The sequence below is a fragment of the Antricoccus suffuscus genome, assembly GCF_003003235.1.
Classification (GTDB): domain Bacteria; phylum Actinomycetota; class Actinomycetes; order Mycobacteriales; family Antricoccaceae; genus Antricoccus; species Antricoccus suffuscus.
The window spans coordinates 1-18433 of record NZ_PVUE01000034.1; the positions used below are offsets into that span (position 1 = coordinate 1).

The window sequence follows — 18433 nt, forward strand, 5'->3', positions numbered from 1 at the left end:
GTCTGATCACTGCCTCACGCGCGTCTACCTCGATACCCATACCGGCCTCGATTCACGGTTTCAGGGTGTTGCGACAATCCCTTGACCGCACAGTCACGAAGAGCCGGCCGTCCGTCACGAAAGCCGGCCGTCCGTCACGAAAAGCCGGCCGTCCGTCACGACCGCACGGCGCGTCCGGCTCCGGCCGGGTTTCAAGCAGGCTAAACACCGGCAGTGGCTCTTCGGGTGGCTTCTGTCTTCCCGTCCCGCCCGTTTCGCATACACATGTGCTGTTTGGCAGCATGATTTCGTCTCGGGTGCTGCGGAACGGCACATCTGTGGCCACGGGCTGGTTCCACATCGTCGTCTCAGTATTTGAAATTGCATTCCGAATTCTGGACGGCGGGCGCATGATTGAGTCATGAGTGCAGAATCGGATCGTTACACGCATGGCCACCACGAAAGCGTGCTCAGATCGCACACCTGGCGTACGGCGGACAATTCGGCGGCATATCTGTTGCCGCATCTTCGTCCTGCGATGCGCCTGCTCGACGTGGGTTGCGGGCCCGCAACGATCACGATCGACTTCGCCCGCATCCTGAGCAGCGGATCAGTAGTCGGTCTCGAGCCAATTGAGCAACCGCTGGAAACCGCACGCAAGAACGCCGCTGATGCGGGAGTCGGCAACATCGAGTTCGTGATCGGCGACGTCTATGGGCTGGAGTACGCCGACGACTCGTTTGACGTCGTACACGCGCACCAAGTGTTGCAGCACCTCACCGACCCGGTCGCCGCGATCAAGGAGATGGCGCGGGTGTGCAAACCGGATGGTTACCTGGCTTTTCGGGACGCCGACTATGCCGCGATGAGCTGGTTCCCACAGGTGGCGCGGCTCGACGAGTGGCAGGAGCTCTACCAAACGGTCACCCGCAGCAACCGCGCCGAACCTAACGCCGGCCGTCATCTCAAGAAGTGGTCGCAAGACGCTGGCCTAGTCGACATGACCTTGACCGCATCGGTGTGGTCGTACGCGACGGCCGAGGAGGTCGCCTGGTGGTCGAGCCTGTGGGCGGACCGGACCATCTCGTCCAATTTCGGCGTCCAGGCCGTGGCTGATGGTCATGTAACCGCCGAGGAGGCCGCGGACATCTCGGCTGGATGGCGGGAGTGGGGCGAGGATCCGGCTGCCGTGTTTTTCATCCCGAATGCGGAGGTTCTTGCCCGCCCGTCCAAGGCCTGATCCGATGCGAATTCCCGCGGATCACGGGTCGGGTCCCCGCGGATCGTCCGACTAGACGTCCTCGGCGCGTTGGGTGGCCGGATCCCAGCTAGTGATGCCTTTATCTGCCCAGCCGCGGTCGCGGATTGACCGCTTGGACTCACGCTTGTTGCGTCCGACCAGGCGGTCGAGGTAGAGATAGCCGTCCAGATGGTCGGTCTCGTGCTGAAGGCAGCGCGCGAAGAATCCGGTGCCGCTGACGGTGACCGGATTACCGTCTAGGTCGGTTCCCGTCACCGTGGCCTCGGCGGCGCGGCCGGTGGGAAAGGCCTCGCCGGGCACCGACAAGCAGCCTTCCCAGTCGTCCTCCGGGTCCGGCATGCCCTCCGGAATCGGGCTCGTCTCAATCTGCGGATTGATGACGAGGCCGCGATGGCGTATGCCGTCGTCGTCGGGACAGTCATAGACGAATACTCGCAGCGGCACGCCGATCTGGTTGGCCGCGAGACCCGCGCCGTTCGCCGCGTCGTTGGTTTCCCACAAGTCGTCGATGAGTGCGCGGATCTCGTCGGTAATCTCGTCGATTGGTTTGGTCGGCGTATGCAGGACGGGATCTCCGACCATCACAATGGGGCGAATTGGCATGTATGCACCCTATCGACGGATTGTGTCGCCGATGAAAGCGGTTGCGGCGTACGCCATCGCGGGGAGTGGGATCGGGCTCACAGGGTCTCGCTAGCAGACTGCTTGCAATAGTTAGCAAGGGTGCTTACAGTAGTTAGCGAGACAGCAAGCAGACGAAGGGACGAAGTCGTGGTGGCGAACCTGAACAACAACCTCAACCAGCTCGGCGAGTTCATCAAAGAGCAGCGCGACCAGGCCAAGGTTTCGCTACGTCAGCTTGCCGAGCTCGCTGAGGTAAGCAACCCGTACCTCTCCCAGATCGAACGCGGACTGCGCAAGCCAAGCGCGGACATTCTGCAACAGATTGCCAAGGGGCTTCGAATCTCGGCCGAGACGCTCTACGTCAAGGCTGGCCTGATGGCGCAGGCGCCCACCGATCGCACCGTCGAAAACGCGATCTTTGGCGACGTACGCCTCACCGAACGGCAAAAACAAGTGCTGGTCGATATCTATCAGTCCTTCTGCCACGAGACCGACGCCGAACGCGACACCGGTACGCCGGATGACTCATCCGACGAGCCGGCCGCCGCACCAACGGCGACCAAGTAGCCCGACCAAAACCAAATAGCCAAGCAAAACTCACCAAACACCCGGGTTAGCCGGGACAGGAGGTAACCAACATGACGTTGGCACAAGACATCAAGGCATATGCCGAAAAGTCGTTCGAAGACGCGAAGAGCGCTGCGGCCTCGAGCAGCAAGCCGTTCTACGCATGGGTCGGCGCTAACGACCTCGCGCTCGAACAGAGCAAGACGTTCTTCGCGAAGGTTCAGGAGCAGGCCGAGGAGTTCACCACCGACTTCAACGCCAAGCTCGCTGACCTGCGCAAGGAAATCGAGAAGGCGCTCGCCGAGAGCCGGGAAAAGGCTCAGCAGCTTCCCAACCTGGTTGGCAAGTTCGACCTCGAGGAAGCCAAGAAGGCTTTCGACGACTACTCGACGCAGGTCGCGAAGTTCTACGGTCAGCTGTCCACGCGTGGCGAGAAGGTCTTCGAAGAGCTGTCCAAGGACTTCTCGAAGAACCCGGTCGTCAAGAAGGTCAGCGAAGCTGCTGCCGAGGCGAGCGAGTCGGCCCGCACTCTCATCACTCGTGGTGAGAAGAACGTCAACGAGATCATCGAGGCCGGCGCAGACGCCGTCGCCGATAGCGCTCGCGAGGTAAAGAAGTCGGCTCGCACCGGCGTTCGCAGCGCTGCCGCTCGTGAAGGAGCGCAGGGCCGGACTACCACCGCAGCCAAGAAGGCGCCCGCCAAGAAGGCGCCGGCCAAGAAGGCCGCTGCCAAGAAGGCGCCCGCGAAGAGCGCGACCGCTACGAGCGCGCCGGCCAAGCCTGCAAACTCCTAGTTCCGCTCATGCGGTCCTAAAAGGCCGATAAGCACATCCCAGATGCCACCTCGCTCACGCGAGGTGGCATCTGTCGTGCTGCTTCTTATCGATCGCGGCCGGTCGCCGTCGGCGCGTCTGGCCTAGAGGTAATACTCTGGTGTCGTGGTTATGGCGTTGGCTTACTTCCAGTACTACCTCTCCGAGGCTTTGCGGTGGGGTTGTGTCGCGTTGGCGGTGTGGGCAATCCTCGATTCGGCGTACCGGCCGGTCGTGGCGTACACCGTTGCCGAGAAGCTGACGAAACCTGCCTGGATGCTTATCAACCTGGTGGCCGGCGTCGTGCTGTACTTCTTCGGGTTCATGCAGATCCTCGGCTTGGTGGCGGCCGTCGCGGTCGGGGTCTACCTCGCTGACGTGCGTCCGGCGGTGCGCGGGATCCAGCGCGGAGACTCGCGTTGGTAGCGGCGCCTTCGCTGAAATATCTCAAGTCCCCAGGGGTCACCTCGCCCGCCTCCATCGAGTACGCCGAATTCGGTTCGGGGGTACCGGTAACCCTGTTTATGCACGGTCTCGGTGGCGGGATCGACGACACTCGGCCGCTCGCGAGCGGCGTACCGGGCACCAAGGTCTTCATGCATGCGCGCTCGCATGGCGGGTCGAGCGATGCTGCGGCTGGAGTGACGTACGACGACCTCGCGGCGGATGCCTGGCAGGTCGCCGAGACGGTTGGGGCCACGCAGATCTTCGGGGTCTCGCTCGGTTCGGCCACCCTGCTACGCATGCTCGCCCAGCAGCCAATGCATTTCGACGCGATCGGCGTTTATCTGCCAGCGGCGGTCACCGAGCCCCGGCCCAGCTCACCGACCACGCGGTTGCTGCTGTCAGGCATGGCTCACGAGGAGCTTCGTCGAGCCGTCATCGACCTGATCGGCCTGGACATGCCGGCCGATCGGCGTACTCGCCCGGATGCGCAACGCTGGCTGGCGACCCGTGCCGACCGCCTCCTGCGAGATGGGATCAGCGACCTACTGCATGTGGTCGAGTCGGAGGCGCCGATTGCCTCCCCGGCCCAGCTTGAACGAGTACTCGCGCCGTCGATTGTGATCGGCGCCGAGGGTGACCCGACCCATTTTGTGCAGACCGCTCACCAGCTCGCCGACGTACTCCCGGATGCGACGCTGCGGATCTTTACTGAATCGGCGCCGCTATGGACAGCGCGCGCAGAAGTGCGCGCGGCGGTTACAAGTGTGTTGGGGCGCGCGGCGTGATCGAAGTCAAGCCGGAGCCGGTGCGGCTGCGCGACTTCACCACGATGCGGGTGGGCGGCCCCGCTCAGATGACGTACGCCGACGACGCCGAGGCGCTGATCAACGCGGTCGCCGCCGCCGACAACGCCGGCTCGCCCGTTCTGTTGGTGGGCGGTGGGAGCAATCTGGTCATTGCCGACGCCGGATGGGCCGGTACGACGATCCGCATCGGGTTGCGCGGGATCGCTGCTGAGCACGATGACGACACCGTCCTGGTGGACGTCGCGGCCGGTGAACCATGGGATGACTTCGTCGCGCAGTGCGTCGACAACGGCTGGTCCGGGGTCGAGTGCCTGTCGGGTATCCCCGGGCTGACCGGCGCAACGCCGATTCAGAACGTCGGCGCCTACGGCGCAGAGACTGCCGACGTACTCGTCAACGTGGACGTGTGGGACCGCCAGGGCTTCGACGTCGGCGTACTCGCAGCTAGGTCCTGCGAATTCGCCTACCGCACAAGCGTTTTCAAGGGTTCGAGTAGGTACGTCGTGCTCGGGGTGCGCCTCGCGCTTGTTCGCTCGCCGTTGTCGGCGCCGATTCGGTACGCCGAGCTAGCGCGGACGCTGGGCGTCGAGGTAGGGGACCGCGCGCCGCTGAAGGCGGTGCGTGAGGCCGTACTTTCCCTGCGCAGCGGCAAAGGCATGGTGCTCGACGTCGACGATCACGACACGTGGAGCGCCGGCTCGTTCTTCACCAACCCGATCATTGAGGCCCATCGTGTCCCCGAGCACGCGCCCAGCTGGCCGTCAGGTGATCTAGTCAAGACGTCGGCCGCGTGGCTGATCGAACACGCGGGATTCGTCAAGGGATTTGGAAATGAGCGCGCCGCGCTGTCGACGAAGCACACTCTCGCACTCACCAACCGCGGGGGCGCGGCGACCGAGGACATCCTGGCGCTGGCGCGGACGATCCGCGACGGCGTACTCCTCGAGTTCGGGATCGAGCTGCGCCCCGAACCCCTGCTGATCGGGTGCGCTCTCTAGCGTTCCGGCGGCAGTACCCGGTGCACCTTGTAGTTCGATGCCTGAGCGATCGGCCGGATGGTCATTGTGTCGATGTTGACGTGCTGCGGCCGGGTGATGCACCAGGTGATCGCGTCCGCGACATCATCGGCAGTGAGCGGCTTCTCGACGCCCGCGTACACCTTGTCGGCCTTGGCTTGGTCGCCGTGGAACCGGTTGAGCGAGAACTCCTCGGTCTTGACCATCCCAGGGTTGATCTCGATGACTCGTACCGGCTGGCCGGACAGCTCGAGGCGCAGTGTCCCGGCCATCGCGTGTTCGCCATGTTTGGCCGCGGTGTAACCGCCGCCACCTTCGTAAACACCGAGTCCGGCCGTCGAGCTGACGAGCAGGATGGTGCCGGCGCCGGACTCGATCAGCTTGGGGAGCAAGGCTTTTGTCATCCGAAGGGTGCCGAGCACGTTGGTGGAGTACATCGCTTGCCACTCGTCGGGCTTGGCGTCGGCGATCGTGTCGGTGCCAATCGCGCCGCCGGCGTTGTTGACCAACACGTCGACCCGATCCAACTGGGCCACGAACTGCGTGACGCTTTCATCGGAGGTGACGTCGAGCGGGAGCGCCTGGCCACCGATCTCGTCCGCTATGGCGAGGAGCCGATCCACGCGGCGCGCGCCGACAATGACCGAATAGCCGGCAGCGGAAAGTTGTCGCGCTGTGGCGGCGCCGATTCCGCTACTTGCACCGGTGACGACCGCGACGGGTGAGTTGCTCATGCCTCGATCCTTCCAGAGCAGCAGGACCGGCGGCGGAGCAGGACCGGCAGAGGGGGCAGGATGGGGGCATGACTGATTCTTCCGCGCGCACGCCATCCGAGGTAGTCACGATCATCGAAAGCACGCTCAAAGAGTCCGAGATTGAATACCACCGGCTCGACGACGATCATTTCGCCGCCGACCTGCCGGGTACTCGCCGGCTGAAGACAGCCTGCCACCTGAAGGTCGGGGAACACTCGCTGCAGATCTCGGCGTTCGTCATGCGTCATCCGGACGAAAACCACGAGGACCTGTGGGCCTACTTGCTGATGAAGAATGCCCGCAGCTACCTCGTGTCGTGGTCGATCGACAAGGTCGGCGACGTCTACATCACCGGCCGGCTGCCCTTGGCCGCGGTTACACCCGAGGAGATCGACCGGATTCTCGGCACGGTGCTGGAGATGGCCGACGACGGATTCAACCCCATGCTGGAGATCGGCTTCGCGACCTCCATCAAGCGTGAGTGGGACTGGCGAGTCAAGCGGGGCGAGTCGTTGAAGAACCTGGAAGCGTTCGAGGGATTCATCGAACGCATGCAGCGTGATGAGGGCAAGGCGCAACTTCAGGAGTCGGACGACAACGGCTAAGACCGGTTTGGCAGGCTTAGGCCATGACTGATCCAGCGACGACGTCCTCGCAACCGCTTCCTGGCACGCTCATCCTGCTGCGCCACGGCGAAAGCGACTGGAACGCCAAGAACCTCTTCACCGGGTGGGTCGACGTACCGCTCACGGAAAAGGGCCGCACCGAGGCCGCTCGCGGCGGCGACCTGCTGGTCGAGGCCGCACTGCTGCCGGACGTGCTGCACACGTCGGTGCTGCGGCGGGCGATCTCAACCGCCCAGATCGCCCTCGAGCGTGCCGACCGGCACTGGATCCCGGTGCGCCGCAGTTGGCGGCTCAACGAGCGCCATTACGGCGCATTGCAGGGCAAGGACAAGGCCGCGGTGCGCGACGAGTTCGGTGAGGATCAGTTCATGCTGTGGCGCCGTTCGTACGACACTCCGCCACCGGAACTTGATGTCAACGACGAGTTCTCGCAATACGACGACATACGCTATGCCGCGCTGCCACCCGAGCTACGCCCGCGCACCGAGTGCCTCGCCGACGTGATGGTGCGGATGCTGCCGTATTGGTACGACGCAATCGTGCCGGACCTGCGGGCCGGCAAAAACGTCATGGTCGCCGCGCACGGCAACAGCCTGCGCGCCCTGGTCAAGCACCTCGACGGGCTCGACGAGGAGACCGTCGTCGGGCTCAACATCCCGACCGGGATCCCGCTGGTCTACCGGCTTGACGGGGATCTGAAACCGACCGGCCGCGGTGGCGAGTACCTCGACCCGGAGGCCGCAGCCGCCGCGATTACCGCGGTCGCTAACCAAGGCAAGAAGTAGGGCCAGCCAGGCGGGGCCGGCTGGCGCGACGCGCCCGCCTGGTTATTCGAACTCGACGATGACGGGGGCGTGGTCCGACGCGCCCTTCCCCTTGCGTTCGTCGCGGTCGATCCACGCTCCAGCGACCCGTTTGGCGAGCGCGGGTGATGCGTATGCCAGATCGATTCGCATGCCCTGGCGCTTCGGGAACCGCAACTGCGTGTAGTCCCAGTAGGTGAAGGTGCCGGGGCCCGGCGTGTGGGCACGGGTCACCTCGCTGAAACCGGTATCGGTCAGCGCGGCGAGCGCTTGGCGCTCGGGCTGCGAGACGTGCGTGTGCCCGACAAACAGCTTCGGGTCCCAGACGTCTTCGTCCAGCGGCGCGATGTTCCAGTCGCCGACGAGGGCGACCGGCGCCTGCGGATCATCGGAAAGTACGCCGGCGGCGTAGTCCTTGAGCTTGTCCAGCCAGCCGAGTTTGTACATATAGTGAGGATCGGAGAGTTCGCGGCCGTTGGGAACGTACAAGCTCCAGATGCGTACGCCGGCGCAGATAGCCGAGATCGCACGGGACTCGGCGACCGCCGGCTCGGCGAACCCCGGCTGTCCCGGAAACTGCGTCATCACGTCGGCGAGCCCGACCCGCGAGGCGATGGCGACACCGTTCCACTGGTTGAGCCCGGTGTGCGCGATCTCGTAGCCGAGGTTGGTGATCGGGTCGGTCGGGAACTTCGCGTCCGCGACCTTGGTCTCCTGCATCGCCAGTACGTCGATGTCCGACCGCTTCAAAAACTCCACGATTCGGTCTGATCGGGCACGGACGGAGTTGACGTTCCAGGTCGCAAGGCGCATGTGTTCACCCTACGGTTGCGGACATTTTCGGTGGCGTCGTGGCGTAGCGATAGCGGTGTTGTTCGGTGAAGCCGAGCCGGCCATAGAGCCGCAATGCCGACTCATTAGTGGCCACGACCTGCAGGTAGGCCCGGGTTGCGCCGCGGGCGGCTGACCACGCAGCCATCTGCCGCACGAGCAGCTCGCCGTGGCCCTGCCGGCGGTGCGCGGTCGCCACCTCGATAGAGCTCAGGCCGGCCCACACCTGCTTGTCCAAGGCGGTGGTGAGGGCTGCGCGCACGATCCCGACCGGCCTGCCATCTCTGATGAGCGATCCAAAACCGAGCTCCCCGTCGAGGACCGCGCCGAGGACCGCCGCCCCGGAGCGGTGCTCGGCGGCCCGCGGGTACATTGCGAGCCACTCGCGTGTCGGTACGTCGGACACGGCGAGGGTGCAGTCCGGCGCGACGATCTGGTCGATCGACGCGGTGAGGAAGACGGTCTCTTGATCTACCGCCCAGGTCGGCTGATCCGATGGCGGGAGTACGGCGATCCGATCGGGCATATGGAGTTTCGCCGGAAGGTTGCGTTCGGCGTACCACTGGGCGAGTCGCTGCAGCGTGGCAGGCGAAGTGGATGCACCGGGCTCCAGTGGGACAGCAGAGTTGGCCCGGTTGCTCAGTCCGTCGCCGGCACGTGCCAGCCAACCGTCGACCCACTGCTGTTCGAGGCCGGGCCAACCGTGCGCCGCGGCGTACTCGGCGTTGCGGATATCGCGGTTGCGGATCGGACGTTCGGGGATGACCTTGATCGCCACGATGAGGTCGAGCGCAACCTGGACCGGGCCGTTCCTGGACTCGACGACGACGCCTCCGGAGCCCGCGGCGGTGAGCCGGCCGACCACGTCGGTCAGCTTGTGTGATGAGCCCGATGGAAGGCGATGACGTACGACGACGCGTGCGCCGACGGTCGGTAGGGGTGGCGGCATGGCGCCATATTCGCATGCCAGACTCGTGCTGCGACCCGCGGGACATCGTGGATGGAGCGCGATACACTTGCATATATGCGCATATCCGCATGAATTATTGGAAGTCGACGTACGTGGGGTAGTCAATGGGTCTCGGGCACAGCCACTCGCCCGCTGAGGGGGCCGCGCCGGCACACACCGATCCGCGGATCATCCGGCGGATGTTCTTCGGGTTGGCGATCCTGTCGGTATTCCTCGTCATCGAAGTGACCGTCGGAGTGCTCATCCATTCACTGTCGCTGCTCGCCGACGCCGGCCACATGCTCACCGACATCCTGGCGCTATGTATGGGGATCATCGCGCTCGCGCTAGCACGACGATCGGCGGTCTCTCCCGCGCGAACGTTTGGTTGGCACCGTGCCGAGGTCCTCACGGCCATGGTTAACGCCGTACTCCTCGTCGGAGTGGCGGCCTATATCGTGATTGAGGCATTGCACCGCCTTGGCGACGCGCCGGCAGTCTCCGGATGGGGACTGATTGCGACCGCAGCGGCCGGCCTCGCGTCCAACGTCGCGGTGGCGCTTCTGTTGCGCAGCTCTAGCACGGAAAGCCTCGCCGTACGCGGGGCCTATATGGAAGTCCTGGCTGATGCCGCGAGCAGCGTCGGGGTCATCGTCGCCGGCGTCATCACCGTCACCACTGGCTGGCGGTACGCCGATATCGTCCTCGCCGTGGCGATCTCGCTCTACATCGCGCCGCGCGCCATCATGCTCGGAGCATCTGCGCTGCGAATCCTGATCCAGCAGTCGCCGAGCTCGGTGGACATCGACAAGGTTGCCGCGTCACTCGCCGCTATCGACGGCGTGACGGGGGTGCACGACCTGCACATCTGGTCGCTGACGGTCGGAATGGACGTGGTCACGGTGCACCTGACGACGAGCGGGGACCCAAACTTGGCACTGCGTACGGCGCGCGAGCTGCTCGCCGAGCGAGGCCTGGAGCATGCGACGATCCAGGTGGAGACGCCGTCCGATGCGAAACGCTGCAGTGCCGAGGTCACCTGGTAACGGCGTACACATGACAACGCCCGCCACTTGCGTAGCGGGCGTTGCGTTATATATCAGGGAATTGTCGTCAGATACGACGGGCTAACTATCTCTCGGCGTCGGTTCCCGGTACGTCGAGACCGATCGGCTCGGCGGTGACACTCGTTGAGGTGGCGCCCGGGTATTCCATCGGATGCCGTTCGCCGGTGACGATGTAGATGACCCGGCGGGCGACCGCGACGGCGTGATCTGCGAACCGCTCGTAGTAGCGGCCGAGCAGCGTAACGTCAATAGCCGACTCGATCCCAAACGTCCATTCCGAGGACAACAAGATCCGGAACAACTCGCGATGTTTGACGTCGATCAGGTCGTCGTCGTCTTCGAGCTCATGTGCGCGTTCGCTGTCGCGGGCGGAGATTGTGCTTCCGGCCTTGGCGACGATTCGCTGTGCCTCTTGCCCCATCTCGAGGATCGTCGGGCGTACCGGCTGCGGGAGTGCTTGTTCGGGGTAGCGCATCCGAGCTATTTTGGCGATGTGTGCCGCAAGGTCGCCCATTCGAGCGAGATCGAGGGCCATCTGTAGCGCGGTGACGACAATACGTAGGTCGGTCGCGACCGGTTGCTGACGCGCGAGCAGTTCGAAGGCGTTCGCCTCGATGTCGCTGCAGATCTGATCGAGGACCGCATCGCCGGTGATGACCCCCTCGGCGAGCTGGATATCCGCGTCGAGCAACGCCGTCGTCGCCCGGGAAATCGCCGAGCCAGCCAGGTTCGACATCTCGACGAGCTGGTTGCCCACCTGGTCGAGTTCGTCCTGGAATGTGTCGCGCATGTCGCAGTCTCCTAGAAATGTTTCGGGTCGGGCGCTCTGCGCCTAACGAGCGTTGTCCGCTCCGAGCGGGCGTGCTGCGATACCGCGGCACAATGGTGCGTTGACGACACTAGTCCGCGCAGTAAGCGTCATACAGATTAACGGTTAACAGGCGACATCCGCACGATGAATATTGCTACACGCAGATGTGATCTTGCTGTTCAGGCGTCCTGTCGTTTAGGTTACGCGAGAGTCTGGCCCTAGCATCGAGATATGTCCGGAATTGGATGGATTGTCCTCGCCGTCGCGGCCATTGGCGCATTCGCCATTGGCTTTGTCGCGGCTCGACTGTCCGCGCGCACTTCACCGGGTGAGAAATCAGTCCGCGACAGATCGGCGTCGGCACCGCGCAAAACGCAGGGCTCAGCGACCCGGCCGGCATCAGGCACGTCCGGGTTGGCCCTTGCCGATGAGCTGGTCACAGTGATGGACTCCGCCGCGATCGTGATCGACTCCGGCGACCAGGTATTGCTCGCCAACCCGAGGGCGATCGAGATGGGTTTGGTACGCGAGCGCCGAATCGTCGTACGGGCCCTCCTGGAGATCTCCCGCGATGTACGCCGGGACGGGGCAATGACGATCGACTTGCGACTACCTGCGGGGACTTTGCCGACGAACAGGGAAGTGATTGTCAACGTCCAAGGCGACAGCCTCGATAGGTCCGGAGTCGTCGCGCTAGTCATGCACGACGTGACTGAGGCGCACCGGGTCGAGGCGGTACGACGGGATTTCGTGGCTAATGTCAGCCACGAGCTCAAGACGCCGGTGGGCGCGATCAGCCTGCTTGGCGAGGCGATCGAGGACGCCTCGGGGGACGCGGACGCCGTACGCCGGTTCGCCGCGAGTATGCAACGGGAGAGCAAGCGGCTTGCGACCTTGGTCGCCGAACTCATCGAGTTGTCCCGGCTGCAAGGTGCCGAACCCGCTCCGCCGCAGACCAACGTCGACGTCGCCGAGATCATTACCGAGTGCGTCGACGGCATACGTGCTGCCGCGAGCGCCAAGAACATCACGATCGTCAAAGCAGGGGAGGCGACCGTATCGGTGCCCGCCGTACGAGCACAACTACACGCCGCGGTGAGCAACTTGTTGACCAACGCGATCTCCTACAGTCCAAACGACACCAAGGTCGGGGTCACCCATCGAGTCCTCGACGGGTACGCCGAAATCGTCGTCAAAGATCAGGGGATCGGCATCGCCGCGCGTGACATCGGCCGGATCTTCGAACGGTTCTATCGGGTCGACCCGGCGCGCTCACGCTCCACGGGTGGCACCGGGCTCGGCCTTGCGATCGTCAAGCACATCGCGACCAACCACGGCGGGTCCGTTGATGTGTGGAGTAGCGAAGGTGACGGTTCGACCTTCACTCTGCGGCTACCGTTAGAGCCGGCAATTCCGGCGGATGGCGGGCCCGACGAAGAGCCGCATGCCGATGCGCATCAGCCCGGTTCGCGTGCCGGTCGGGCGGCTACCCGTGCTTCGCTCGAATACCTATAACCGCTACATATATGTGCAAACCAAGATGATGAAAAGATTGGCCTGGAGGTCACTAGAGTGTCGCGTGTATTAGTCGTCGAGGACGAAGAGTCGTTCTCGGAGGCACTTACCTACATGTTGCGTCGAGAAGGGTTCGAGGTCGCCGAGGCGGCGACCGGACCTGACGCGATCGAAGAGTTTGATCGCGGCGGCGCGGACATCGTGCTGCTCGACGTGATGCTGCCCGGGTTGTCGGGCACCGAGGTGTGCAGGCAGCTGCGCACCCGGTCGTCCGTGCCGATCATCATGCTCACGGCGAAAGACAGCGAGATCGACAAGGTCGTCGGTCTCGAGCTCGGCGCGGACGACTACGTGACCAAGCCCTACTCGGCGCGCGAGTTGATTGCTCGGATCCGCGCCGTGCTGCGTCGCCGAGCTGAGCCAGAGGCGGTCGAATCCTCCACGCTCGACTCAGGACGGGTGCGCATGGACGTCGACCGGCACATCGTGTCGATTGATGGCCACGTCGTACCCATGCCGCTCAAAGAGTTCGACCTGCTGGAGATGCTGCTGCGCAACCCGGGCCGCGTGCTCACCCGCGCCCAGCTGATCGACCGGATCTGGGGTGCGGACTACGTCGGCGATACCAAGACACTCGACGTACACATCAAGCGGTTGCGGGCCAAGATCGAACCCGACCCGGCGAACCCTGAATATGTGCTCACGGTGCGCGGACTGGGATACAAGTTCGACGGCTGAACTGCTGCTGTGGATAGGATCCACGCCAATGCGCTGAGCGGCTAGCGTTATCCGGAATGGATTGGTCAGCTCTTGGAAGGCGGCTTGGCGATGGGTGTGTTCAGCGTCGACTCGGAAGTGCTTGGCAAGGCGGCGTCCGCCTTCGGTCAGGCACGCGATCAGTCGGACTCGACGATCGCATACCTGAAGAACGCCACGCTAGTGGCCTCGGCGTTGGGTACGACGGGCGCCGGGGCTCAGTTCGTTGCTGGCGTGATGAATGCGCGCGAGCGGCAGTTCGGCGTACAAAAGTCCGCGCAGGACGTTCATGAGTCTGCGCGGGTCCGGCTCGAAAGCGCTCGCAAGATGGCCGAGCAGCTGGTCGTCGACACGTCTGCTGTGGCGGGCACAACACAGTTTTGGTGACCGAGTGTCTATATGCTTGGACGTTCTTGCATTTGAGCGCGCCAGGAGCCGAGGAGCTGCCCGATGATCACCGAGAAGCGTAACCGCGCGGTGACGAGCGAAGGTTATGTTCGGGTCCGGCCGACATGGCGTGGGCGTCGTCTTCAGCAGATGAACGGCGCCGGGTTCGGGCGCATCTGCGGATGGTTGTTAGGCGCGTTTATCGGCGTACTGGTCATGCTCGCAATCAGCCGCGAGCTCAACCCATTTGTCCTTGTGTTGGGGGTTGCGCTGTCTTCCACGCTCGGCTGCGTGATCGGACACGTACTTGGTACTCGTATCTGGGCGATGGTCAGGCCCGAAATCGATGCGCTCAATCCACGCGAAGTGCCTGCCGAGGACCTGCGCGCCGGCCAGTGGGTCATGACAGTCAATGACGGCACCGAGCGCGCCATCGAAGTCCGCGGGACGCCGGAACGAGTGCTAGACCCGCGCGCCGCGGTGAGCGACCAGCCCGCCGACACGGTCTCGGTCCCGGTGTCTACGGGCCGGCCGATCGTCGTCCCCGCCGATTTTCGGCTGACCGTGATCGACCTCGCCACGCCCGTCGATCCGCAGGAGCTTTCCTAACGACCGGCGCGTGCCACACACGCCCGCTGGGCGGCATCGCTTAGAGCGAAGCGGGGTGTGGCGCGACGAGGCCTCGATCGAGGCGTTCCTTGGCAAGAGTTGCGAGTGCGTCGTACGCGTTCTGACCGATCAGCGCGATAATTTCTGCCGCGTAGGTGATGTAGAGCGCTTCGTTGGCCACGTGCGCCTCCGGCGACGACGTGCACCACCAGTGCAGGTCGTGCCCACCCTCGCCCCATCCGCGACGGTCGAACTCCTCCAGGCTGGACACCAGGATCTTGGTGTCGTCCGGACGGGTCACCCACTCTTGGGTACGTCGCATTGGCAGTTGCCAGCACACATCGGGTTTGGTCTCGAGTGGATGGCGACCTTGTTCGAGTGCAAGTTTGTGCAATGCGCAGCCGAGGCCCTGCTCCGAGCCGCGCCGGTTGAGGAATACGCAGCCGTCGTCGAGCGCCTTGGTCTTGGCACGCTGCTCGCCGTCGAGCTCGTCGTACTCGACCCAATCGTTCTTGGTTACCGCCCGGCCGGGGTGACGCTCCCAGTTTGCGGGAGTGAGTTGTTTGACGAATCCCTTGACCCGCTTCTGGTCATCCTTGTCGGTGAAGTAGGCGCCGTGGCTGCAGCAACCCTCGTCGGCGCGGTCCTTGATGATGCCGTGACAACCCGCCCCGAAGATGCACGTCCAGCGTGATCCGAGCCAGGTCATGTCGGCGCGGATCAAGTGCGACGGGTTGTCGGGGTCGAAGAACTCGATCCATTCGCGCGGAAAATCGAGTGGCACTTCGCGGGCCGATGGCGACGTGGTCGCCGGGCGGTTGGTCGGGAATGGAACGTCAACAGGGGTGCGGGATTTGTTCGATTTCGACTTACTCGACTTCGACCCAGACTTGGATTGGGGCATGAAATAAAGCCTACGGCAACGGCCCGATACGACGTCCGTTAGCGTTAGTGCATGCGACTTGGGGTGCTCGACGTTGGCTCAAACACAGTGCACCTGCTAGTAGTTGACGCGCATCGCGGCGCGCATCCGACGCCCATGCATTCCGACAAGGCGGAGCTGCGGCTGGCAGAGGCGATCACCAAGGACGGTGCGCTGACGCGGGACGGGGAACGCAGGCTTGTCGATGCGGTGGCACACGCGCGCCAGGTCGCGGTCGAGCAGTCTTGTGACGACGTCCTCTCCTTCGCGACGAGCGCCGTACGCGATGCCACAAACTCCAAAGATGTGCTCGAGCGGGTCAAGTCCGAGTCCGGGGTCGATTTGCAAGTGCTCAGCGGCCCAGACGAGGCGCGGCTGACATTCCTCGCCGTACGCCGCTGGTATGGCTGGAGCGCGGGCCGCCTGCTCGCCTTGGACATTGGGGGCGGTTCGTTCGAGATTGGTCTGGGCCGCGACGAAAACCCTGATCTTGCGTTTTCGGTGCCGCTGGGCGCCGGCCGGTTGACCCGTGAATGGTTCACCTCAGAACCGCCCAGTAAACGAGAAGTCGAAGAGCTTCGCGATTACGTCGACGCGGCGTTCAAGGAGTTCGTGCCTCAGCTTCTGGAGGGTGGCACGCCGGACCATATCGCTGCGACGTCGAAGACCTTCCGTTCGTTGGCCCGGCTTACGGGCGCGGCGCCGTCGTCGGATGGGCCTCGGGTGCACCGCGCGCTGACGATCAGCGGTTTGCGCCAAGTCATCAAGTTCATTTCACGGATGGCCAGCGAGGACATTGCGACGCTCGAGGGTGTCAGCCCAACCCGAGCCCATCAATTGCTTGCCGGCGCGATCGTTGCGGAGACCGCGATGCGTCAACTCGCCTGCGAGAGTCTCGAGATCTGCCCCTGGGCGCTGCGTGAAGGTGTTATCTTGCGGCGACTGGACTGGTTGGAGGGAATGTAATGGCACGCCGACTGGCTGACGATGGAGACACGGACACGCCGCGGCGCAGCGTGGCCGACCTGCTGCGCGAAGCGGGGATCGAGCAAAACGCGGCCCCGCGTCGCCGCCGGCGATTCATCGAGCCAGACGAAGAACTTGAGCGCGACGAAGAAGTCGAGCGCGACGACGAAGTTGAGCGCGACGAAGCAGTCGAGGGTGACGGAGCGCCTGAGCGCGTCGAAGAGACTGTGGCGGCCAAGAAACCTGGCGGGGACGAAAACGCTCCATCGGTAGAGGCCGACTCGGCTGCCGAGCCGGACTCGTCGGCAGAATCGGCCTCACCGTTGGAAACTGGTCCGGCGCCGGGTGAGGAAGCCAAGCCAGTCGACGACGGCGAGACGACGAGCCCGATCGAGCGGATCAATGACCAGGCGCCCGACACCGCCGCGGCGAAACCGGCACGCGAACACTCAGGCGCAGTGCACTGGACCCTGGCGATCGGCGAGGTAGTCCTGGCTATCGCGATCGGCGTCGGATTGTCGTTCATCTTTCGGCTGCTTTGGGACATTGCGCCGTACGCCGCCGCGGTGCTGGCCCCTGTCGTCATCTGTGCCGTCGTGGCAATTGTCGGGTTCAGTCGTAAGAAGATGGGCCTGGGGTCGATTCCGCTGAGTTTGTTGCTGCTGGTGCTTTTCGTTACTGCGTTGCTTGTTGTCATTCCTGCGGCATGGGTGTTGACAGCGGCGTAGTTGCCCTGCCACACGAAACCTGGGGAAAGGAACCGTTACGTGGTACGTCGTCGGCGCGGCACCCGGATCCGGGTTGGGCTCTCGTCGGCTTCGGTGTTCCCGCAGCCGCTAGAACGGGCCTTCGAGATCGCAGCCGACCTCGAGTATGACGGTCTTGAGGTCATGGTCTGGAGTGATCGGATCAGTCAGCAGCCAGAGCGGGTGCGCGACTTGAAGCACAAGTACGGCGTCGACGTCCTGTCGGTGCACGCGCCGTGCCTGCTGCTAACGCAGCGGGTGTGGGGCACCGAGCCGTGGGCCAAGGTACGCCGGTCCGCGGAGGCCGCCGTTCTGCTCGGCGCTGACACCGTCGTACTACATCCTCCTTTTGTGTGGCAGCGGCGCTACGTGCGGGACTTCGCTGCCGGGCTCGAGAAGATAAAGAACGAAACGGGCGTGACAATTGCCGTCGAGAACATGTTCCCACTGCATATCCGCGGTCGCGTCGTTTCGACATTTGCGCCCAGCTGGGATGTCGTTGAGCAGGGATACGACGACTACACCCTCGACCTTTCTCATACGTCGGTATCGGGAAGTGATGCACTGCAGATGGCGAAAGACATGGGATCTAACCTTCGGCACGTGCACATCGCCGACGGCACAGGCAAGGCCGGCGACGAACACCTCATCCCTGGCCGCGGCGACCAACCTTGCGCCGAAGTTTTGCAGTATCTCGTCTCGTCCGACTTCAGGGGCTCGGTCGTAGTTGAGGCCAATACGCGGTCGGCGGTTGATGAGGATGAGCGGGTCGCCGACATGACCGAAGCGTTGACCTTTACTCGGAAGCATCTCGGCCAATAGCCTGCGAAGCGCACTCCACCTTCTAAAGTGCCGTCGTTGTCACTCGCATTGGTAGTTCACTGTCGTTGGTGTGCGCGGAGTCCGATGCGGTGGTGTAACTGTGGTTTTTGTTCGGGGTCCATCCATCGTGGCGGTATCCAGTGTGGGAGTTCGTCGAGCATCAGGCAGGTCCAGCCGCGTAGCTGGAAACTGGCGTGGTGATATCCGCACAATAGGGTCAGTTTGTTCAGGTCGGTCGGTCCGCCGTGCCGCCACTCGCTCACGTGGTTAGGTCGGCCTGGGGCGCGGTTCCTGAATTACTCCGGGCCCGTTTCCCCAGGCCGCCTTCCGAACCCGGCGTGCGACTTTCACCGCAC

At 63.9% G+C, this 18433-nt stretch carries 22 protein-coding genes; 16 read left to right on the forward strand and 6 right to left on the reverse strand.

Annotated elements, in window-relative coordinates; all coding sequences use genetic code 11:
- Positions 1-400 precede the first annotated feature (400 nt).
- Complete coding sequence (locus CLV47_RS21430) at positions 401-1219, forward strand: class I SAM-dependent methyltransferase (RefSeq protein WP_106351169.1); 819 nt, start codon at positions 401-403, stop codon at positions 1217-1219.
- A 51-nt stretch (positions 1220-1270) separates the two neighbouring features.
- On the opposite strand, the gene CLV47_RS21435 is transcribed toward CLV47_RS21430, so the two are convergent.
- On the reverse strand, positions 1271-1843 hold the full coding sequence (locus tag CLV47_RS21435; protein WP_106351170.1) for a peptide deformylase: 573 nt from the start codon (positions 1841-1843) through the stop codon (positions 1271-1273).
- 168 nt (positions 1844-2011) lie between these two features.
- On the opposite strand from CLV47_RS21435, the gene CLV47_RS21440 reads away from it, so the two are divergent.
- The 5 genes from CLV47_RS21440 (at position 2012) to CLV47_RS21460 (ending at position 5494) form a co-directional block, all read left to right on the forward strand.
- The gene (locus tag CLV47_RS21440) at positions 2012-2431 is read left to right on the forward strand and encodes a helix-turn-helix domain-containing protein (RefSeq protein ID WP_238145585.1); all 420 of its coding nucleotides are present in this window, start codon (positions 2012-2014) and stop codon (positions 2429-2431) included.
- Positions 2432-2502: 71 nt separating this feature from the next.
- Positions 2503-3225, forward strand: coding sequence for a hypothetical protein (locus CLV47_RS22200; protein ID WP_170111199.1), 723 nt, complete (start codon positions 2503-2505; stop codon positions 3223-3225).
- Between the two features lie 150 nt (positions 3226-3375).
- The gene (locus CLV47_RS21450) at positions 3376-3669 is read left to right on the forward strand and encodes a DUF2516 family protein (protein ID WP_106351173.1); all 294 of its coding nucleotides are present in this window, start codon (positions 3376-3378) and stop codon (positions 3667-3669) included.
- On the forward strand, positions 3663-4475 hold the full coding sequence (locus tag CLV47_RS21455) for an alpha/beta fold hydrolase (protein ID WP_146135489.1): 813 nt from the start codon (positions 3663-3665) through the stop codon (positions 4473-4475). The genes CLV47_RS21450 and CLV47_RS21455 overlap by 7 nt, the downstream gene beginning before the upstream one ends.
- Positions 4472-5494: a UDP-N-acetylmuramate dehydrogenase gene (locus tag CLV47_RS21460; protein WP_238145586.1), complete on the forward strand. Its 1023-nt coding sequence runs from the start codon at positions 4472-4474 to the stop codon at positions 5492-5494. Before CLV47_RS21455 ends, CLV47_RS21460 begins: the two co-directional genes overlap by 4 nt.
- Here the strand turns inward: CLV47_RS21460 and CLV47_RS21465 are convergent.
- Entirely contained in the window at positions 5491-6246 is a 756-nt protein-coding gene (locus tag CLV47_RS21465; RefSeq protein WP_106351176.1) for an SDR family oxidoreductase, read from the reverse strand. The genes CLV47_RS21460 and CLV47_RS21465 overlap by 4 nt on opposite strands.
- 68 nt (positions 6247-6314) lie before the next feature.
- On the opposite strand from CLV47_RS21465, the gene CLV47_RS21470 reads away from it, so the two are divergent.
- Together CLV47_RS21470 and CLV47_RS21475 are read left to right on the forward strand one after the other, a co-directional pair.
- Positions 6315-6872 (forward strand): type III secretion system chaperone family protein, encoded by a 558-nt coding sequence (locus CLV47_RS21470; protein ID WP_106351177.1) that lies wholly within the window; start codon positions 6315-6317, stop codon positions 6870-6872.
- A gap of 23 nt (positions 6873-6895) precedes the next feature.
- Positions 6896-7678 carry a phosphoglyceromutase gene (locus tag CLV47_RS21475; RefSeq protein ID WP_106351178.1) on the forward strand — a complete coding sequence of 261 codons (783 nt, stop codon included), beginning with the start codon at positions 6896-6898 and terminating at the stop codon, positions 7676-7678.
- Between the two features lie 42 nt (positions 7679-7720).
- Here CLV47_RS21475 and CLV47_RS21480 read toward each other — a convergent pair whose 3' ends face one another.
- Both CLV47_RS21480 and CLV47_RS21485 read right to left on the reverse strand, forming a co-directional pair.
- Entirely contained in the window at positions 7721-8509 is a 789-nt protein-coding gene (locus tag CLV47_RS21480; RefSeq protein WP_106351179.1) for an exodeoxyribonuclease III, read from the reverse strand.
- A 4-nt stretch (positions 8510-8513) separates the two neighbouring features.
- A complete protein-coding gene (locus tag CLV47_RS21485) occupies positions 8514-9476 on the reverse strand; it encodes an N-acetylglutamate synthase, CG3035 family (RefSeq protein ID WP_106351180.1) in 963 nt (320 codons plus the stop codon).
- 125 nt (positions 9477-9601) lie between these two features.
- Between CLV47_RS21485 and CLV47_RS21490 the strand changes: the two genes are divergently transcribed.
- A complete protein-coding gene (locus CLV47_RS21490; protein ID WP_106351181.1) occupies positions 9602-10522 on the forward strand; it encodes a cation diffusion facilitator family transporter in 921 nt (306 codons plus the stop codon).
- Between the two features lie 85 nt (positions 10523-10607).
- Here CLV47_RS21490 and phoU read toward each other — a convergent pair whose 3' ends face one another.
- On the reverse strand, positions 10608-11333 hold the full coding sequence (phoU, locus tag CLV47_RS21495) for a phosphate signaling complex protein PhoU (RefSeq protein WP_106351182.1): 726 nt from the start codon (positions 11331-11333) through the stop codon (positions 10608-10610).
- Positions 11334-12053: 720 nt separating this feature from the next.
- Here phoU and CLV47_RS22835 point away from each other — a divergent pair.
- The 4 genes from CLV47_RS22835 to CLV47_RS21515 all read left to right on the forward strand — a co-directional run bounded on the left by CLV47_RS22835 (position 12054) and on the right by CLV47_RS21515 (position 14621).
- The gene (locus CLV47_RS22835) at positions 12054-12869 is read left to right on the forward strand and encodes a sensor histidine kinase (RefSeq protein ID WP_420313802.1); all 816 of its coding nucleotides are present in this window, start codon (positions 12054-12056) and stop codon (positions 12867-12869) included.
- A gap of 57 nt (positions 12870-12926) precedes the next feature.
- Positions 12927-13607, forward strand: a complete 681-nt coding sequence (locus CLV47_RS21505; RefSeq protein WP_106351184.1) for a response regulator transcription factor — start codon at positions 12927-12929, stop codon at positions 13605-13607.
- A gap of 90 nt (positions 13608-13697) precedes the next feature.
- Positions 13698-14012 (forward strand): hypothetical protein, encoded by a 315-nt coding sequence (locus CLV47_RS21510; RefSeq protein ID WP_106351185.1) that lies wholly within the window; start codon positions 13698-13700, stop codon positions 14010-14012.
- 63 nt (positions 14013-14075) lie between these two features.
- On the forward strand, positions 14076-14621 hold the full coding sequence (locus CLV47_RS21515; protein ID WP_106351186.1) for a hypothetical protein: 546 nt from the start codon (positions 14076-14078) through the stop codon (positions 14619-14621).
- Positions 14622-14661: 40 nt separating this feature from the next.
- Here CLV47_RS21515 and CLV47_RS21520 read toward each other — a convergent pair whose 3' ends face one another.
- The gene (locus tag CLV47_RS21520; protein ID WP_238145587.1) at positions 14662-15525 is read right to left on the reverse strand and encodes a DUF3109 family protein; all 864 of its coding nucleotides are present in this window, start codon (positions 15523-15525) and stop codon (positions 14662-14664) included.
- Between the two features lie 51 nt (positions 15526-15576).
- Between CLV47_RS21520 and CLV47_RS21525 the strand changes: the two genes are divergently transcribed.
- The 3 genes from CLV47_RS21525 to CLV47_RS21535 are packed head-to-tail and all read left to right on the forward strand — an operon-like array spanning position 15577 to position 18077.
- Positions 15577-16509, forward strand: a complete 933-nt coding sequence (locus CLV47_RS21525; protein ID WP_106351188.1) for a Ppx/GppA family phosphatase — start codon at positions 15577-15579, stop codon at positions 16507-16509.
- Positions 16509-17237 carry a hypothetical protein gene (locus CLV47_RS21530; protein WP_106351189.1) on the forward strand — a complete coding sequence of 243 codons (729 nt, stop codon included), beginning with the start codon at positions 16509-16511 and terminating at the stop codon, positions 17235-17237. The genes CLV47_RS21525 and CLV47_RS21530 overlap by 1 nt, the downstream gene beginning before the upstream one ends.
- A 39-nt stretch (positions 17238-17276) precedes the next feature.
- A complete protein-coding gene (locus CLV47_RS21535; protein WP_106351190.1) occupies positions 17277-18077 on the forward strand; it encodes a sugar phosphate isomerase/epimerase family protein in 801 nt (266 codons plus the stop codon).
- Positions 18078-18433 lie beyond the last annotated feature (356 nt).